The sequence below is a fragment of the Klebsiella sp. GB_Kp056 genome (genome assembly GCF_040064755.1).
Taxonomy (GTDB): Bacteria; Pseudomonadota; Gammaproteobacteria; order Enterobacterales; family Enterobacteriaceae; genus Klebsiella; species Klebsiella quasipneumoniae.
Window position 1 is genome coordinate 127,094 of the sequence record NZ_JBEAJA010000058.1, and the last position, 14,595, is coordinate 141,688.

The 14,595-nt window shown below is 58.8% G+C and carries 16 protein-coding genes and 1 other RNA gene; 11 read left to right on the plus strand and 6 right to left on the minus strand.

The window, feature by feature from the left end:
* Window positions 1–104: 104 nt before the first annotated feature.
* The gene (cof, locus tag ABLV52_RS20025; RefSeq protein ID WP_044521268.1) at window positions 105–923 is read left to right on the plus strand and encodes an HMP-PP phosphatase; all 819 of its coding nucleotides are present in this window, start codon (window positions 105–107) and stop codon (window positions 921–923) included.
* Between the two features lie 44 nt (window positions 924–967).
* Here cof and ABLV52_RS20030 read toward each other — a convergent pair whose 3' ends face one another.
* Complete coding sequence (locus tag ABLV52_RS20030; protein WP_023288621.1) at window positions 968–2,020, minus strand: PLP-dependent cysteine synthase family protein; 1,053 nt, start codon at window positions 2,018–2,020, stop codon at window positions 968–970.
* Between the two features lie 115 nt (window positions 2,021–2,135).
* Here ABLV52_RS20030 and ABLV52_RS20035 point away from each other — a divergent pair, with 115 nt between their 5' ends.
* The 5 genes from ABLV52_RS20035 to amtB all read left to right on the plus strand — a co-directional run bounded on the left by ABLV52_RS20035 (window position 2,136) and on the right by amtB (window position 8,083).
* Window positions 2,136–2,594: an Lrp/AsnC family transcriptional regulator gene (locus ABLV52_RS20035; RefSeq protein ID WP_048296864.1), complete on the plus strand. Its 459-nt coding sequence runs from the start codon at window positions 2,136–2,138 to the stop codon at window positions 2,592–2,594.
* Between the two features lie 43 nt (window positions 2,595–2,637).
* On the plus strand, window positions 2,638–4,410 hold the full coding sequence (locus tag ABLV52_RS20040; RefSeq protein WP_348890854.1) for a SmdA family multidrug ABC transporter permease/ATP-binding protein: 1,773 nt from the start codon (window positions 2,638–2,640) through the stop codon (window positions 4,408–4,410).
* Window positions 4,403–6,181: a SmdB family multidrug efflux ABC transporter permease/ATP-binding protein gene (locus tag ABLV52_RS20045; protein ID WP_348890855.1), complete on the plus strand. Its 1,779-nt coding sequence runs from the start codon at window positions 4,403–4,405 to the stop codon at window positions 6,179–6,181. Before ABLV52_RS20040 ends, ABLV52_RS20045 begins: the two co-directional genes overlap by 8 nt.
* 243 nt (window positions 6,182–6,424) lie before the next feature.
* Window positions 6,425–6,763, plus strand: a complete 339-nt coding sequence (gene glnK / locus ABLV52_RS20050) for a P-II family nitrogen regulator (protein ID WP_002891893.1) — start codon at window positions 6,425–6,427, stop codon at window positions 6,761–6,763.
* Between the two features lie 33 nt (window positions 6,764–6,796).
* Complete coding sequence (gene amtB, locus ABLV52_RS20055; RefSeq protein ID WP_004204781.1) at window positions 6,797–8,083, plus strand: ammonium transporter AmtB; 1,287 nt, start codon at window positions 6,797–6,799, stop codon at window positions 8,081–8,083.
* 52 nt (window positions 8,084–8,135) lie between these two features.
* On the opposite strand, the gene tesB is transcribed toward amtB, so the two are convergent.
* Window positions 8,136–8,999: an acyl-CoA thioesterase II gene (gene tesB, locus ABLV52_RS20060; RefSeq protein WP_023288624.1), complete on the minus strand. Its 864-nt coding sequence runs from the start codon at window positions 8,997–8,999 to the stop codon at window positions 8,136–8,138.
* Window positions 9,000–9,215: 216 nt separating this feature from the next.
* Here tesB and ABLV52_RS20065 point away from each other — a divergent pair, with 216 nt between their 5' ends.
* Window positions 9,216–9,707, plus strand: coding sequence for a YbaY family lipoprotein (locus tag ABLV52_RS20065; RefSeq protein ID WP_023288625.1), 492 nt, complete (start codon window positions 9,216–9,218; stop codon window positions 9,705–9,707).
* A gap of 37 nt (window positions 9,708–9,744) precedes the next feature.
* Here the strand turns inward: ABLV52_RS20065 and ABLV52_RS20070 are convergent, their stop codons facing one another.
* Window positions 9,745–10,056: an MGMT family protein gene (locus tag ABLV52_RS20070; RefSeq protein ID WP_023288626.1), complete on the minus strand. Its 312-nt coding sequence runs from the start codon at window positions 10,054–10,056 to the stop codon at window positions 9,745–9,747.
* A 65-nt stretch (window positions 10,057–10,121) separates the two neighbouring features.
* Window positions 10,122–10,529: a hypothetical protein gene (locus ABLV52_RS20075; RefSeq protein WP_017898905.1), complete on the minus strand. Its 408-nt coding sequence runs from the start codon at window positions 10,527–10,529 to the stop codon at window positions 10,122–10,124.
* Between the two features lie 241 nt (window positions 10,530–10,770).
* Here ABLV52_RS20075 and ffs point away from each other — a divergent pair.
* The 3 genes from ffs (at window position 10,771) to ABLV52_RS20090 (ending at window position 11,646) form a co-directional block, all read left to right on the plus strand.
* Window positions 10,771–10,867, plus strand: an RNA gene (gene ffs / locus ABLV52_RS20080) — signal recognition particle sRNA small type.
* Between the two features lie 309 nt (window positions 10,868–11,176).
* Window positions 11,177–11,434 (plus strand): hypothetical protein, encoded by a 258-nt coding sequence (locus ABLV52_RS20085; RefSeq protein WP_023288627.1) that lies wholly within the window; start codon window positions 11,177–11,179, stop codon window positions 11,432–11,434.
* The gene (locus tag ABLV52_RS20090; RefSeq protein WP_004142688.1) at window positions 11,431–11,646 is read left to right on the plus strand and encodes a hypothetical protein; all 216 of its coding nucleotides are present in this window, start codon (window positions 11,431–11,433) and stop codon (window positions 11,644–11,646) included. Before ABLV52_RS20085 ends, ABLV52_RS20090 begins: the two co-directional genes overlap by 4 nt.
* Window positions 11,647–11,780: 134 nt before the next feature.
* On the opposite strand, the gene ABLV52_RS20095 is transcribed toward ABLV52_RS20090, so the two are convergent.
* A complete protein-coding gene (locus tag ABLV52_RS20095; RefSeq protein WP_044521273.1) occupies window positions 11,781–13,208 on the minus strand; it encodes a PLP-dependent aminotransferase family protein in 1,428 nt (475 codons plus the stop codon).
* Between the two features lie 88 nt (window positions 13,209–13,296).
* On the opposite strand from ABLV52_RS20095, the gene ABLV52_RS20100 reads away from it, so the two are divergent.
* Window positions 13,297–13,911: a hypothetical protein gene (locus ABLV52_RS20100; protein ID WP_348890856.1), complete on the plus strand. Its 615-nt coding sequence runs from the start codon at window positions 13,297–13,299 to the stop codon at window positions 13,909–13,911.
* 44 nt (window positions 13,912–13,955) lie between these two features.
* Here ABLV52_RS20100 and ABLV52_RS20105 read toward each other — a convergent pair whose 3' ends face one another.
* Window positions 13,956–14,561, minus strand: a complete 606-nt coding sequence (locus ABLV52_RS20105) for a nickel/cobalt efflux transporter (RefSeq protein ID WP_348890857.1) — start codon at window positions 14,559–14,561, stop codon at window positions 13,956–13,958.
* Between the last annotated feature and the right edge of the window lie 34 nt (window positions 14,562–14,595).

Sequence of the window (14,595 nt, forward strand, 5' to 3'; positions counted from 1 at the left end):
TAATAAACCCGGAACAATTTATATTATCTATTCACTATTACTTCCGTATATCCCAGGTGATACTGCAGCACAAGCGAAGCCAATCACACATTGGGGAAAACACCATGGCAAAACTGGCAGCATTTGATATGGACGGCACCTTGCTGATGCCGGACCATCGTCTCGGAGAAAAGACGCTCACCGCGCTGAAACGGCTGCGGGAACGCGATATCACCCTGACGTTCGCCACCGGCCGCCATGCGCTGGAGATGCACCATGTGATGGGTGAGTTTTCCCTGGACGCCTTTCTGATCACGGGCAACGGGACGCGCATCCACTCGCTGGAAGGGGAGGAGCTGTACCGTCAGGATCTCAATCCCGAGGTAGCGGAAGAAGTGCTGCATAGTCGATGGGATACCCGGGCCAGCATGCACGTGTTTAATGACGGCGGTTGGTTCACCGGCCAGGCAAGGCCTGAGCTGCTGAAGGCGCATGTCTTTAGCGGGTTTCGCTATCAACTGTGCGATCCGAAACGTATGTCGGCGCATCATGTCACCAAGATCTGCTTCTGCGGCGATCATGACGATCTGCGCCGACTGCGGATCCAACTGAATGAGGCGCTGGGCCAGCGCGCGTTTCTCTGCTTCTCGGCGATGGACTGTCTGGAAGTGCTGCCGGTTGGCTGCAATAAAGGCGCGGCGCTGGCGAGGCTGAGCCAGCACCTGGGCCTCACCCTACAGGAGTGCATGGCCTTCGGCGATGCGATGAACGATCGCGAGATGCTTCGCAGCGTCGGGCGGGGGTTCATCATGGGCAACGCGATGCCGCAGCTGAAAGCCGAGCTGCCGCATCTCCCGGTTATCGGCGACTGCCGGCATCAGGCGGTCTCCCATTTTTTAACGCATTGGCTGGATAATCCTGATCTTCCTTATTCCCCCGAATAGAGAGACCCTTCCAGCAAGCCAGATAGCATTCTATCTGGCTTTTTTTATGTTCTGCCGACCAGCCGGGCGAGCTCCGCCTGCCAGGGGGCGATATCGCCGATGTTGGCCGCCACCCACTGTGGGTTGTAATAGCTTTCCAGATAACGCTCGCCGCTGTCGCACAGTAGGGTCACGAGGGAACCCGTGCGTCCTTCCTCGCGCATCCGCGCGGCCAGCTGCAGCACCCCCCACATATTGGTTCCGGTCGAGGCGCCGACTTTTCGTCCAAGCTGCGTTTCCAGCCACAAAGCAGTGGCCACGCTTGCCGCATCCGGCACGCGCAGCATCTCATCGACAACGTCGGGAATAAATGATGGCTCGACCCGCGGGCGGCCGATGCCTTCAATTTTGCTGCCGACCGGGCTGCGCAGGCTGGCGTCGCGAGTCTGCCAGTAATCGAGGAACACCGAATTTTGCGGGTCGACAACCATCAGCTGCGTCTCGTAGCCCTGGCTGCGAATATAGCGGCCAATGGTCGCTGAGGTGCCGCCGGTGCCGGCGCTCATCACGATCCACGATGGCTGCGGGTGCGGCTCATGGCTCATCTGGCGGAAAATACTGTCGGCGATATTGTTATTGCCGCGCCAGTCGGTGGCCCGCTCGGCGAAGGTAAACTGATCCATATAGTGACCGTTCAGCTCGCGCGCCAGCGTTTCGGAAGCCGCGTAGATTTCGCAGGCGTTCTGCACAAAATGGCAGCGTCCACCGTAGAACTCGATCTGTTCGATTTTGCGTCTGGCGGTGCAGGAGGGCATCACGGCGATAAACGGCAGCCCCAGCAGGCGGGCGAAATAGGCTTCAGAAACCGCGGTCGAACCCGAAGACGATTCGATAATCGTGGTGCCTTCTTTGATCCAGCCGTTGCACAGGCCATAGAGAAACAGCGACCGCGCCAGACGGTGTTTGAGGCTACCGGTCGGATGCGTACTTTCATCCTTCAGATAAATCGGGATCCCGGGAAAACCAGGCAGCGCCAGGCGAATCAGGTGTGTATCGGCGGAACGCTGATAGTCGGCGTTAATTTCACTAATGGCGTGTTTTACCCAGGCGCTATTCATCTCGGATTCCTGTTTGTCATTTTGTGCCCAGCTTAGCGGATTGTGCGGGAAAAATTGTTGCTATTTAGCCTTTCAATTACAATTGCGGGAGTAAATTATTCTCTCTGGTGGCCCTATGTTAGATAAAATTGACCGTAAGCTGCTGGCGCTGCTGCAGGAAGATTGCACCCTCTCTTTGCAGGCGCTGGCTGATGCCGTTAATCTGACCACGACCCCTTGCTGGAAACGCCTGAAACGACTCGAGGATGACGGTATTCTCCGCGGGCGCGTCGCCTTACTGGATGCGGAAAAGGTGGGGCTGGGGCTGACGGCGTTTGTCCTGATCAAGACCCAACATCACAGCAGCGACTGGTATTGCCATTTTGTAAGCGAAGTGACGCAGATGGCTGAAGTGCTCGGCTTCTGGCGGATGGCGGGGGAGTATGACTATCTGCTGCGGGTGCAGGTGGCCGATATGAAGCGCTATGACGACTTTTATAAACGTTTGGTGAACAGCGTGCCGGGGCTGTCGGATGTCACTTCGAGTTTTGCCATGGAACAGATAAAATACACCACCGCCTTGCCTGTCGAATAACGGTACTGCGCCGTAACCCATAACAAAATCAGGATCTTACTGCTTGCGATTATTTGCACAACTCAGCTGGTATTTCCGCCGGGAGTGGCGCCGCTATCTTGGCGCCATTGCCCTGCTGGCCATTATTGCCGTCCTGCAGCTTGTTCCGCCGAAGGTGGTGGGCATTGTGGTCGACGGCGTGACGCAACAACATTACACCGCGGAGAAGGTGTGGATGTGGATCGGCGCGCTGGTGCTGATCGCGGTGATGGTTTACCTGCTGCGCTATGTCTGGCGCGTGCTGCTGTTCGGCGCCTCTTACCAGCTGGCGGTTGAACTGCGGGAAGATTTTTACCGGCAGCTGAGCCGCCAGCATCCGGCGTTCTATTTGCGCCATCGCACCGGGGATCTGATCGCCCGCGCCACCAACGACGTGGACCGGGTGGTGTTTGCCGCCGGTGAAGGGGTGTTAACCCTGGTGGATTCCCTGGTGATGGGCTGTGCGGTGTTGATTGTGATGTCGACGCAGATTAGCTGGCAGCTCACCCTGCTGGCGCTGCTGCCGATGCCGCTGATGGCCCTGGCGATCAAACGCAACGGCGATGCCCTTCACGAACGTTTTCGCGTTGCTCAGGCGGCCTTTTCCAGCCTCAACGATCGCACGCAGGAGAGTCTGACCAGCATCCGCATGATTAAGGCGTTCGGGCTGGAGGATCGCCAGTCGGCGCAGTTTGCCGCCGATGCGGCCGATACCGGAGCGAAAAATATGCGCGTGGCGCGCATTGACGCTCGCTTCGATCCTACTATCTATATCGCCATCGGGGCGGCGAATCTGCTGGCCATCGGCGGCGGCAGCTGGATGGTGATCCACGGTAGCCTGACGCTGGGTCAGCTCACCAGCTTTGTGATGTACCTTGGTCTGATGATCTGGCCGATGCTGGCGCTGGCGTGGATGTTTAACATCGTGGAGCGCGGTAGCGCGGCCTATGGTCGTATTCGCACCATGCTCGAAGAGGCGCCGGCGGTGGACGACGGGACCGAGACGGTACCGGCTGGCCGCGGCGTCCTGCAGGTCGCTATCCGCGATTTCATCTATCCGCAGGCGAGCAAAACTTCGCTGGAACAGGTTAATTTTACCCTGCAGCCGGGGCAAATGCTGGGCATCTGCGGGCCAACGGGCGCTGGCAAAAGCACCATTCTGGCCCTGCTGCAGCGCCATTTTGACGTCACCAGCGGCGAGATCCGCTTTCACGATCTGCCGCTACCGCGTCTGCAGCTCGACAGCTGGCGCGAGCGGCTGGCGGTGGTCAATCAGACGCCGTTTTTATTCTCCGATACCGTCGCCAATAATATCGCGCTGGGACAACCGGACGCGACGCCGGAACAGATTGAGCGGGTGGCGCGGCTGGCCAGCGTGCATGACGACATTCTGCGTCTGCCCCAGGGGTACGATACTGAAGTGGGCGAGCGCGGCGTGATGCTCTCCGGCGGCCAGAAACAGCGCATCTCGATTGCCCGCGCCCTGCTGCTGGAGGCCGAAATTCTGATCCTTGATGATGCTTTATCCGCGGTGGATGGCCGCACCGAACACCAGATCCTGCATAACCTGCGTCAGTGGGGAGAGGGGCGGACGGTGATCATCAGCGCTCACCGCCTGTCGGCGTTGACTGAGGCCAGCGAAATCCTGGTGCTGCAGCATGGGCATGTCGCCCAGCGCGGCCGCCATGAGGCGCTGGCGGTGCAGCCCGGCTGGTACCGCGACATGTATCGGTATCAGCAGCTGGAAGCCGCGCTCGACGAGGTTCCCCAGGAGCAAGAGGAGGCCCTGGATGCGTAGCTTTACCGAATTCTGGCCGACGCTTAAACGCCTGCTGGCCTATGGTTCACCGTGGCGTAAGCCGCTGGCCATCGCGGTGGCGATGATGTGGATCGCGGCGGCGGCGGAGGTGAGCGGCCCGCTGCTTATCAGCTATTTCATCGACAATATGGTGGCGAAACAGACTCTACCGCTGAAGCTGGTGGCAGGCCTGGCGGCAGCCTATATCGGTCTGCAGCTGCTGGCGGCGCTACTGCATTATAACCAGTCGCTGCTGTTTAACCGCGCCGCGGTCGGCGTGGTCCAGCAGTTACGCAGCGATGTGATGGATGCCGCCCTGCATCAGCCGCTCAGCGAGTTTGATACTCAGCCGGTCGGGCAGCTGATCTCACGCGTGACCAACGATACCGAAGTCATTCGTGACCTGTATGTGACGGTAGTGGCGACGGTGCTGCGCAGCGCGGCGCTGATTGGCGCGATGCTGGTGGCGATGTTTAGCCTCGACTGGCGGATGGCGCTGGTGGCGATCGCGATTTTCCCGGCGGTGCTGATCGTGATGATCATTTATCAGCGCTATAGCACGCCGATCGTGCGCCGGGTGCGCGCCTGGCTTGCCGACATCAACGATGGCTTTAACGAAGTGATCAACGGCATGGGGGTCATCCAGCAGTTCCGCCAGCAGGCGCGCTTTGGCGAACGGATGCGCGAGGCCAGCTACGCCCACTACCTGGCGCGGATGCAGACGCTGCGCCTGGACGGTTTTCTGCTGCGTCCGCTGCTGAGCCTCTTTTCCTCGCTGGTGCTGTGCGGGCTGCTGATGCTGTTCGGCTTTAGCGCGGCGGGCACGATTGAGGTCGGGGTGCTGTACGCGTTTATCAGCTATCTCGGACGCCTCAACGAGCCGCTCATTGAGCTGACCACCCAGCAGTCGATGCTGCAGCAGGCGGTGGTCGCTGGCGAACGCGTTTTCGAACTGATGGACCGTCCGCGCCAGGCGTGGGGCGCCGATGACGCGCCGCTGAGCAGCGGTCGGGTGGAAATCGACCATCTCTCCTTTGCCTACCGCGGGGATCGTCTGGTCCTCCAGGATATCACGCTGGATATACCTTCCCGCAGTTTTGTGGCGCTGGTCGGGCATACCGGCAGTGGGAAGAGTACCCTCGCCAGTCTGATGATGGGCTATTACCCGTTAACCCACGGGGAGATCCGCATCGATGGCCGGCCGCTCTCTTCTCTCAGGCACAGCGCGTTGCGTCGGGGCATCGCGATGGTGCAACAGGATCCGGTGGTGCTGGCGGATACCTTCTACGCCAACGTCGCGCTGGGCCGGGACATCAGCGAAACACAGGTCTGGGAAGCGCTGGAGGCGGTGCAGCTGGCGGCGGTGGCGCGCAGCATGAGCGACGGCCTGTATACCCAGCTGGGCGAGCAGGGCAATAATCTCTCCGTCGGGCAGAAGCAGCTGCTGGCGCTGGCGCGCGTGCTGGTGGAGACCCCGCAGGTTCTGATTCTGGATGAGGCGACGGCGAACATCGACTCCGGCACCGAGCAGGCGATCCAGCAGGCGCTGGCGAAGGTTCGCCAGCATACCACTCTGGTGGTCATTGCCCATCGTCTGTCGACCATCGTTGAGGCGGATACCATTCTGGTCCTGCATCGCGGTCAGGCCGTCGAGCGGGGCAACCATCAGCAACTGCTGGCGGCGAAAGGCCGCTACTGGCAGATGTATCAGCTACAGCTGGCTGGTGAAGAGCTGGCGGCCAGCGCCAGAGAAGAGTCGCTCAGCGCCTGATGCACCACCAGCAGGCAGCGAAGGCGGGTCGGCCTGTCGTGGTGCAAAAACGTTACATCAAATGCACCGCCGTGGTGCATTTTTGCCCGTTAAACGTCTTTACGCAGGCTAATGCCTGACCTCTCGCCTGTTTTTTGCCATCAAAGGGCCGCTCAGCGGCCTTTTTTCATTTCTGGCATAGCCCTTGCTTTATATCCATCGTGTTAGCTGCGGCCATTACCGAATACTGACTGGAGGGGACTTATGAAGCTGGTTACCGTGGTAATCAAACCATTCAAACTGGAAGACGTGCGTGAAGCCTTGTCTTCCATCGGCATTCAGGGCCTGACGGTCACTGAAGTCAAAGGATTTGGCCGTCAGAAAGGTCATGCGGAGCTCTACCGCGGCGCCGAGTATAGCGTCAACTTTCTGCCAAAAGTGAAGATTGATGTGGCGATCGCCGACGATCAGCTGGATGAAGTTATCGATGTCATCAGCAAAGCGGCTTACACCGGAAAAATTGGCGACGGCAAAATTTTTGTCGCTGAATTGCAGCGCGTCATTCGCATCCGTACCGGCGAAGCTGACGAAGCGGCACTGTAATTTCCAGACCACACAGTGATGGGGAACGAAACAATGAAAATGGCAACAATGAAATCGGGTCTGGGGGCGTTAGCCCTTCTTCCGGGGCTGGCGATGGCCGCGCCTGCGGTGGCGGACAAAGCCGATAATGCGTTTATGATGATTTGCACCGCGCTGGTTCTGTTTATGACTATCCCGGGGATTGCGCTGTTTTACGGCGGGCTGATCCGCGGTAAGAACGTTCTTTCCATGCTGACGCAGGTGATTGTCACCTTTGGCCTCGTCTGCGTACTGTGGGTAATTTATGGCTATACCCTGGCCTTCGGCACCGGCGGCAGCTTCTTCGGCAGCTTTGACTGGGTAATGCTGAAAAATATTGAACTGAAAGCGCTGATGGGCACCTTCTATCAGTATATCCACGTCGCCTTCCAGGGCTCGTTCGCCTGCATCACCGTCGGGCTGATCGTCGGCGCGCTGGCTGAACGTATCCGTTTCTCCGCGGTGCTGATTTTCGTGGTGGTGTGGATGACGCTCTCCTACGTGCCGATTGCGCATATGGTCTGGGGCGGCGGTCTGCTGGCGACCCATGGCGCGCTGGATTTCGCCGGCGGCACCGTTGTGCACATCAACGCCGCGGTCGCCGGGCTGGTGGGCGCCTATATGATGGGCAAACGCGTGGGCTTCGGCAAAGAAGCGTTCAAACCGCATAACCTGCCGATGGTGTTCACCGGCACCGCTATCCTCTATGTGGGCTGGTTCGGCTTCAACGCCGGCTCTGCCAGCGCAGCGAATGAAATCGCGGCCCTGGCGTTCGTTAACACCGTCGTGGCGACCGCCGCGGCTATCCTGGCGTGGACCTTTGGCGAATGGGCTCTGCGCGGCAAACCTTCACTGCTGGGCGCCTGCTCCGGGGCAATTGCCGGTCTGGTTGGCGTTACGCCGGCGTGTGGTTATATCGGTGTCGGCGGCGCGCTGATCGTCGGTATCGCCTCTGGCCTGGCGGGTATCTGGGGCGTGACTGCGCTGAAACGCTGGCTGCGTGTGGATGACCCTTGCGACGTCTTCGGCGTCCACGGCGTCTGCGGCATCGTCGGCTGTATCCTGACCGGTATCTTCGCGGCGACTTCACTGGGCGGCGTCGGTTATGCGGAAGGCGTCACCATGGGCCATCAGCTGCTGGTGCAGCTGGAAAGTATCGGCATTACCGTGGTCTGGTCCGGCGTCGTCGCTTTCATCGGCTACAAAGTGGCGGATATGACCGTAGGGCTGCGCGTACCGGAAGAGCAGGAGCGCGAAGGGCTGGACGTCAACAGCCATGGCGAAAACGCCTACAACGCCTGACAGAAACCCCTTCTCCATGTAGCAAAAAGCCTCCCGTCAGGGAGGCTTTTTTTTATGCATTGCGGTTGCGCATCACCCCTTCCTGGACCGTTGAGGCAACCAGCGTGCCATCCTGCGTGTAAAACTCGCCGCGAACGAAGCCGCGGGCGCTGGAGGCCGAGGTGCTTTCAACGCTGTACAGCAGCCATTCATTGATATTAAACGGCCGATGGAACCACATTGAGTGGTCGATGGTGGCGACCTGCATGCCGGGCTCAAGGAAACCAACGCCGTGCGGCTGCAGCGCCACCGGCAGAAAGTTAAAGTCCGAGGCATAGCCCAGCAGATACTGATGAATGCGCAGATCGTCGGGAACGGCGCCGTTGGCGCGCAGCCAGACCTGGCGCGCCGGCTCGGCGATATGGCCTTTCATCGGGTTATGAAATTCCACCGGGCGGATCTCCAGCGGCTTATCGCAGAGGAATTTGTCTTTCACCTGCGGCGGCAGGAGATGCGCCAGCTTGCGGGCGATGTCGGTTTCCGAAGGCAGTCCGTCAGGGGAGGGGGCGGCCGGCATCGCTTTCTGATGCTCATAGCCGTGCTCTGGCGCCTGGAAGGAGGCGGTCATATAGAAGATCGGCTTCCCGTTCTGGATAGCGGCGACCCGGCGGGCGCTAAAGCTGTTGCCGTCGCGCAGGACCTCCACATCGTAGACGATCGGTTTTTGACTATCGCCGGGGCGCAGAAAGTAGCTGTGAAACGAATGCACCAGACGTTCAACGGGCACGGTCTCTTTTGCGGCATACAGCGCCTGGCCCACCACCTGGCCGCCAAAAACCTGGCGCAAACCCAGGTCTTCGCTCTGTCCACGGAACAACCCTTCCTCAATTTTTTCCAGATCTAATAATGCCAGCAGGTTAGAGAGTGCCTGACTCATACTTATCCTCAATTAACAATGGCGGCGCCGTGCGCGTAATGTGGCAAAGTATAACCTGGAATCGCAAGTGGTCCGATGGGTGTAATAATCTGAATAACAACCGGTCAACAGGAAGAAATCTGAGATCTGTGCCACACTTATTGACGACACGAAAGTTCCTGCCGGCGAAGCGGCGGAACATCCTCCTGGGTATAAAGGGATGATAAGGAGAACATCATGAAATTTGCCTATATGTTTAGTGCCTTAGCCGTCGCCGCGACGCTGACCGCCTGTGCTAATCACCACTCCACCAGTTCTTCCGCTCAGGCAGCCGCACCCGACCCTTACGGTATTGCGACGCTGAGCGTGGCGCAGCAGCAGCCGAGCGTCACGGGGACGATTAATATCCGCCAGAGAATCGCATTACCGCCGGATGCGGTGCTGACGGTGACCCTGTCGGATGCTTCTCTGGCAGATGCGCCAGCCCGCGTATTGTCGCAAAAAGCGGTGCGTACCGAAGGCAAGCAGGCGCCATTTAACTTTGCCCTGCCTTACAACCCGGCAGATATTCAACCGAACGCCCGCATTCTGTTGAGTGCAGCGATTACGGTTAATGGCCAGCTGATGTTCATTACCGATACCGTGCAGACGGTGATCAATCAGGGGGGCACCCATGCCGACCTGACGCTGGTTCCGGTTCAGCAGACCGCCGTACCTGTCGCACAGTAAGCTCGATGAGCCCCCGGATGGGGGCTTTTTTTGGTCTTCAGTAAACCCAGCGATAGTGCTGGAGATCGATATGGCCGCTGCCGGAGACCTGTACCCCTTCGGCCAGCAATGCCTGACGCTGCCGCTGCAGATCGGGGCCGGTGAGGGAGATATCGCCATGGCGATTGACCACCCGATGCCAGGGCAGAGTGGACCCTTCCGGCAGACGCTTCAGCACACCGCCCACCTGGCGCGCCGCGCGCGGAGAACCGGCCAGCCTGGCGACATCGCCATAGGTCGTGACATACCCTTCCGGTATTGACGCCACAATGTGCCAGACACGTTGGGGAAATGTATCGAGCGGATCCATATTCAGTCCTGTTACCCGAAAAACGCCAGCATAAGCGCTGATCTGCAGGCTGTACAGCCTGCAGATCAGGCGGGCTGTTCGACGGTGAACGTCAGGGCCAGGCCGAGGATCTGCATGCCATGGACATTGTCGGAAGGTGAACTGGCGATGAGGCTCTCCAGGAATTTTAACCGCTGCGAGGTGGCGTTGATGATCAGCTTCGCGCGCAGGCCCGGCATGGTCAGCGACGAGATGGGGTAGACCACCCGACCGCTGATGTAGACCGGTAGCTTGCGCAGTTCCACCTGACGCAGCACGCCGACGGTGGAATAGAGCAGCGCCAGCGGCGTGACCGCCCGCACCGGCGCCTGACTGATAGTCACGAAGTCGAGCATTTTTTCAGGGCGCAGATAATTCACCCCCTGAAAGGCGATGGTCATCCCTTCAATGGCGGGCAAAGGCAGAGTGATGGTCTGTGGTGATGAGTCAGTCATTCGATTACCGTAGAGACAATGCGCTGATGATAAAAGAGAACATAAGGTGGATAAGTATGGTGGATATCCCGGCTGTGTGCTGAGCGCATGCTCTCACTCTCACAGATTGAGCGTGAGTGACTGGTTTTATTCGCGTTATTGCGCAATAAACCAGCAGGCAGTCGGGGCGCGCTTGCAATTCACCAGGTCAGCAGGGATAATGCGCCAGCGCGTTGGGTAACAACGCTCTCAATGGGGGCTCTGTTGGTTCTCCCGCAACGCTACTCTGTTTACCAGGTCAGGTCCGGAAGGAAGCAGCCAGAGCAGACGACGTGTGTGCCGGGATGTAGCTGGCAGGGCCCCCACCCATTTCGCCCTCATGATATATCCCTTATATTTTTCCGGTCTTTATTCCTGCTATATTCAATACCTGATACAGATCACATATTATTTTTTGTTGCTAAAACAACCCGTTTTTATTCCATAATATTGACTTGTCATAAATCTGAAATGCTACTGCAATATTAATGTCATTTGCGTGTCATAAATAAAGCGCATCTTATTGCTGGGAATTTGTTGCCAGATCCATGCTATAAAATATATCTCTGGATCAGCATGTTAACTTCGTGTATTAATTATGATGATTTTATTGCACGGGAAGCGTAGCTATGACCACAGTGGTTTTGAATGTAAAAATTGACGCTGAGTTAAAAGAGAAGTTGCGTCATTATGCGGAAGTGAATAACGAGAACCTGGGTACGGCAACGGAAAAGCTGCTGCAGCTGGCTTTTCAGCTGGAGGCATCAGCAGGTGAGGCGGGGGTGACGGAAGAGGACATTGACAGCCAGCATACCGAAGAGGAAGCGACGCCATTAACCCCTAAAGAAATCAAAGCATTAAGAAAACTTCTGAAGAAGAAAAAATGAAACAACAATTCTCTACAGCCAGCAACTATAGCGAAGCCTGCGATATGTTGCGCTCAGGATACGTAAAACACGTTCGCCTGAACTGGAATATCGGTAGTGATGAGTTCTTTCGCATTGCCTCCGACTGGTGTGACACCGGCGCTAAAATTAAAAAAGATGAAGATGGCTTTATTATTTCCCTGAAAGGGTTTCCTATTCCGCGCCAGCATTAATGAAATTGCCTTATTTCCGTCACCGGGTTGCCATAACCAGATGGCAGGATACTCAGGCAATTTTATAAAAACATCTCATATACCTCATGGATGACGGACTTTTGACGGGCTGAAGCCAGCCCGTCGATATTTTCTTATATTATTTTCCGCAAACGCGTATTTTCCCGCTGTTCTGCAAGGCTATGCCACAATGGTTGTAGCGTGGAGAAGGCCTGGCGCAATGCTTCGTCCGGCAAGGTAAACGGCAGACGTAAATAGCGATCGAACGCGCCCTCCAGACCAAACCGCGTCCCGGTGCCGATATGGATCCCCTGGCTTTCCGCCCGCGCAGAGAACAGGGTGGCCAGCATGTCAGGGAGTTCCACCCAAAAAGAGAGTCCGCCTTCCGGTGGCGTAAAGCGCCAGCGGGGAAAATACTCTTTCATCAGCACTTCGCACATGTCCCGGCGCGCCTGCAGCATCTCCCGTCGCGGCGGCAGCAGTGTGGCGGCGTTTGCCAGCAGCCAGCTGCAGGCCAACTGCTCCAGCAGCGGCGTACCCAGGTCCAGAGAGTCGCGGGCCTGAATCAGCGAGGCGATCGTTCGCGCGCTGGCGCGGATCCAGCCGATGCGCAGTCCCCCCCAGAAACTTTTCCCGGCCGAACCGATAGTGATCACCGCGGCGTCGGGATTAAAGCAGGCCAGCGGCGGCGGGGGCGGGGCGTTATACCAGAGGTCGACCATGGTCTCATCGATCACCAGCGTTGTTCGCGTCCTGGCCGCGATGTCCGCGACCCGCTGGCGGGTAGGGGCATCCATACAGCGCCCGGTAGGGTTGTGAAAATCCGGCATCAGCCATGCCAGACGCGGCGCGGTCTGCGCAATGGTCGCCGCTAATCCATCGCAGTCCCATCCCTGCTGGGGGAGTGCGACCCCGACGGGCCGGCAGGAGGCGCCCTGAATGGCGCTGATGGCCATTGGATAGGTCGGGGCGTCAATGACCACCCGGTCACCGGGGCCGGTGAACAGACGCAGGATCAGCGCGAAGGCGCTGAGCGCGCCGTTGACCACCATCACTTCATCGGGCCGCGTCGGCAGGCCACGTTCGCTGTAGCGCCGGGCAATCGCTTCCCGCAGCACCGGGAGCCCTTGCTGATCGTAGCCGGTCTGGGTGAGATAGGGCGGCAGCAGGGTCATGGCGTGCTGGAAGGCCTGATGGACCTCCGGACCGGCGCTGAGGGCAGCGGTAGAGAGATTGATCGTCGAGGGGGTCGCAGAGTGCGGCGGCAGATCGGCAGGGCGTTCCGGCAGGACAATGCGCGACCCGCTCCCCTGGCGGCTATGGAGAAACCCCTCCTCCCGCAGCTGGCCGAGGGCACTGGCGATGGTCGTCCGGCTGACGTTGAGGGCTGCCGCCAGCTCGCGCTCGCCGGGCAGGCGCGTCTGTAGCGTCAGACGGCCATCGAGGATCAGCAGGCGGAGCGCTTCCGCCAGCTGGCGCCATAGCGGTGTGCGGGAACTGGACTCCTGCCAGTTGCCAAGCAGGCGTACCAGGGACTGTGTTCCAAAGCGTCGGGCTGACATAGCGATCCACTTTTCCAAAACTGGCCATTAATTATCAGTCCATTTTTGCTGATGATGAGGGCATTCGCAATGATGTTGAGGAAAAAATATGCTTCGTCGCCTGCTGCAGTTATATATCGGTCTGGTGCTCTACGGCGTGTCCACGGCGCTCTTCGTGCATGCTAATCTCGGCGCCGATCCGTGGGACGTTTTTCATCTTGGGGTGGCTAAACAGCTGGGGATCAGTTTCGGGACCGTGATTATCCTGACCGGCGCCGCGGTGCTGCTGCTATGGATCCCGATTCGGCAGATGCCGGGGCTCGGCACGGTGAGTAATGTTATCGTGCTGGGGCTGGCGGCGGACGCCACGCTGGCCGTCCTGCCTCCGCTGGAGTCGCTGGTGGCGCGCAGTGCGCTGCTGGTGGTGGCGATTGTGATGAACGCTATCGCCACCGGGATGTACATTGGCGCGGGCTTTGGCCCGGGTCCGCGCGATGGCCTGATGACCGGCCTGCACGCTCGCACCGGCTGGTCATTGCGCAGTATCCGTACGGCGATCGAGCTCTCCGTGTTGCTGATTGGCTGTCTGCTGGGGGGCAAGTTTGGCGTCGGAACCGTCATTTACGCGCTGTCGATTGGGCCGCTGATCCAGCTGTGCCTGCCGCGGTTCAGCCAGCCCGTCCGCCGCCGGGCGGTCAGCACTCCCCGGGAGAGCGTCTCCTGAAGGGAACCCGCGCCCTCGTCGTCAAGAAGAGGGCGCATTGTGGTTTACAGGCCGCTCAGGCCATGAAGCATCATGTAGATCCCCACCACAATAATCAGTAAGCCTGAGATCCATGGCGCTTTGCGTGAGATGTCGTTAAGCCACGGCCAGCGGCGGGTGGCATGTTTCATGCTCAGGGCGGCGATAGCCCCGGAAGCCACCAGCGGCGCGCCAGGGGAGTGAGAATGATGGTGGTCATGATGTTCATGATGATGATGGTCATGGTCATGGTCGTGCCCGTGCTGAGGATGATGGTGGTGGGCGTGGGGCCGCGATTCGCGCCAGGTGCGCCAGAGCATCCAGCAGGCAATCAACACAATGACAATCCCCGAGATCAGCTGAAACCAGGGCTCAGAAGTCTGGGCGTTCCAGCCGCGGCCAAACCACAGGCCGGCCATGGCGATCAGCCAGACCACCGCGGTATGCGAGACCGTCGCCGCCAGCCCCAACAGAACCGCCTGCTTTAAGGTTCCCCGTACCGCCACGATAAAGGCGGCCATCATCGTTTTTGAGTGGCCGGGTTCGAGGCCGTGCAGCGCGCCGAGCAGTATCGCGCTGGGAATAAACAGCCAGGCATTGCCCTGCTGCAGAAGGGAAGTGAAATCGTGCATATCGGGATCCTTGCCAAAAGTGGCTCTATGCTAC

Bases quoted from the DNA above. Each gene is read 5' to 3' on its own strand.
- cof (WP_044521268.1), top strand. From the start codon at position 105: ATGGCAAAACTGGCAGCATTTGATATGGACGGCACCTTGCTGATGCCG.
- ABLV52_RS20030 (WP_023288621.1), bottom strand. From the start codon at position 2,020: ATGAATAGCGCCTGGGTAAAACACGCCATTAGTGAAATTAACGCCGAC.
- ABLV52_RS20035 (WP_048296864.1), top strand. From the start codon at position 2,136: ATGTTAGATAAAATTGACCGTAAGCTGCTGGCGCTGCTGCAGGAAGAT.
- ABLV52_RS20045 (WP_348890855.1), top strand. From the start codon at position 4,403: ATGCGTAGCTTTACCGAATTCTGGCCGACGCTTAAACGCCTGCTGGCC.
- glnK (WP_002891893.1), top strand. From the start codon at position 6,425: ATGAAGCTGGTTACCGTGGTAATCAAACCATTCAAACTGGAAGACGTG.
- amtB (WP_004204781.1), top strand. From the start codon at position 6,797: ATGAAAATGGCAACAATGAAATCGGGTCTGGGGGCGTTAGCCCTTCTT.
- tesB (WP_023288624.1), bottom strand. From the start codon at position 8,999: ATGAGTCAGGCACTCTCTAACCTGCTGGCATTATTAGATCTGGAAAAA.
- ABLV52_RS20065 (WP_023288625.1), top strand. From the start codon at position 9,216: ATGAAATTTGCCTATATGTTTAGTGCCTTAGCCGTCGCCGCGACGCTG.
- ABLV52_RS20070 (WP_023288626.1), bottom strand. From the start codon at position 10,056: ATGGATCCGCTCGATACATTTCCCCAACGTGTCTGGCACATTGTGGCG.
- ABLV52_RS20075 (WP_017898905.1), bottom strand. From the start codon at position 10,529: ATGACTGACTCATCACCACAGACCATCACTCTGCCTTTGCCCGCCATT.
- ABLV52_RS20085 (WP_023288627.1), top strand. From the start codon at position 11,177: ATGACCACAGTGGTTTTGAATGTAAAAATTGACGCTGAGTTAAAAGAG.
- ABLV52_RS20090 (WP_004142688.1), top strand. From the start codon at position 11,431: ATGAAACAACAATTCTCTACAGCCAGCAACTATAGCGAAGCCTGCGAT.
- ABLV52_RS20095 (WP_044521273.1), bottom strand. From the start codon at position 13,208: ATGTCAGCCCGACGCTTTGGAACACAGTCCCTGGTACGCCTGCTTGGC.
- ABLV52_RS20100 (WP_348890856.1), top strand. From the start codon at position 13,297: ATGCTTCGTCGCCTGCTGCAGTTATATATCGGTCTGGTGCTCTACGGC.
- ABLV52_RS20105 (WP_348890857.1), bottom strand. From the start codon at position 14,561: ATGCACGATTTCACTTCCCTTCTGCAGCAGGGCAATGCCTGGCTGTTT.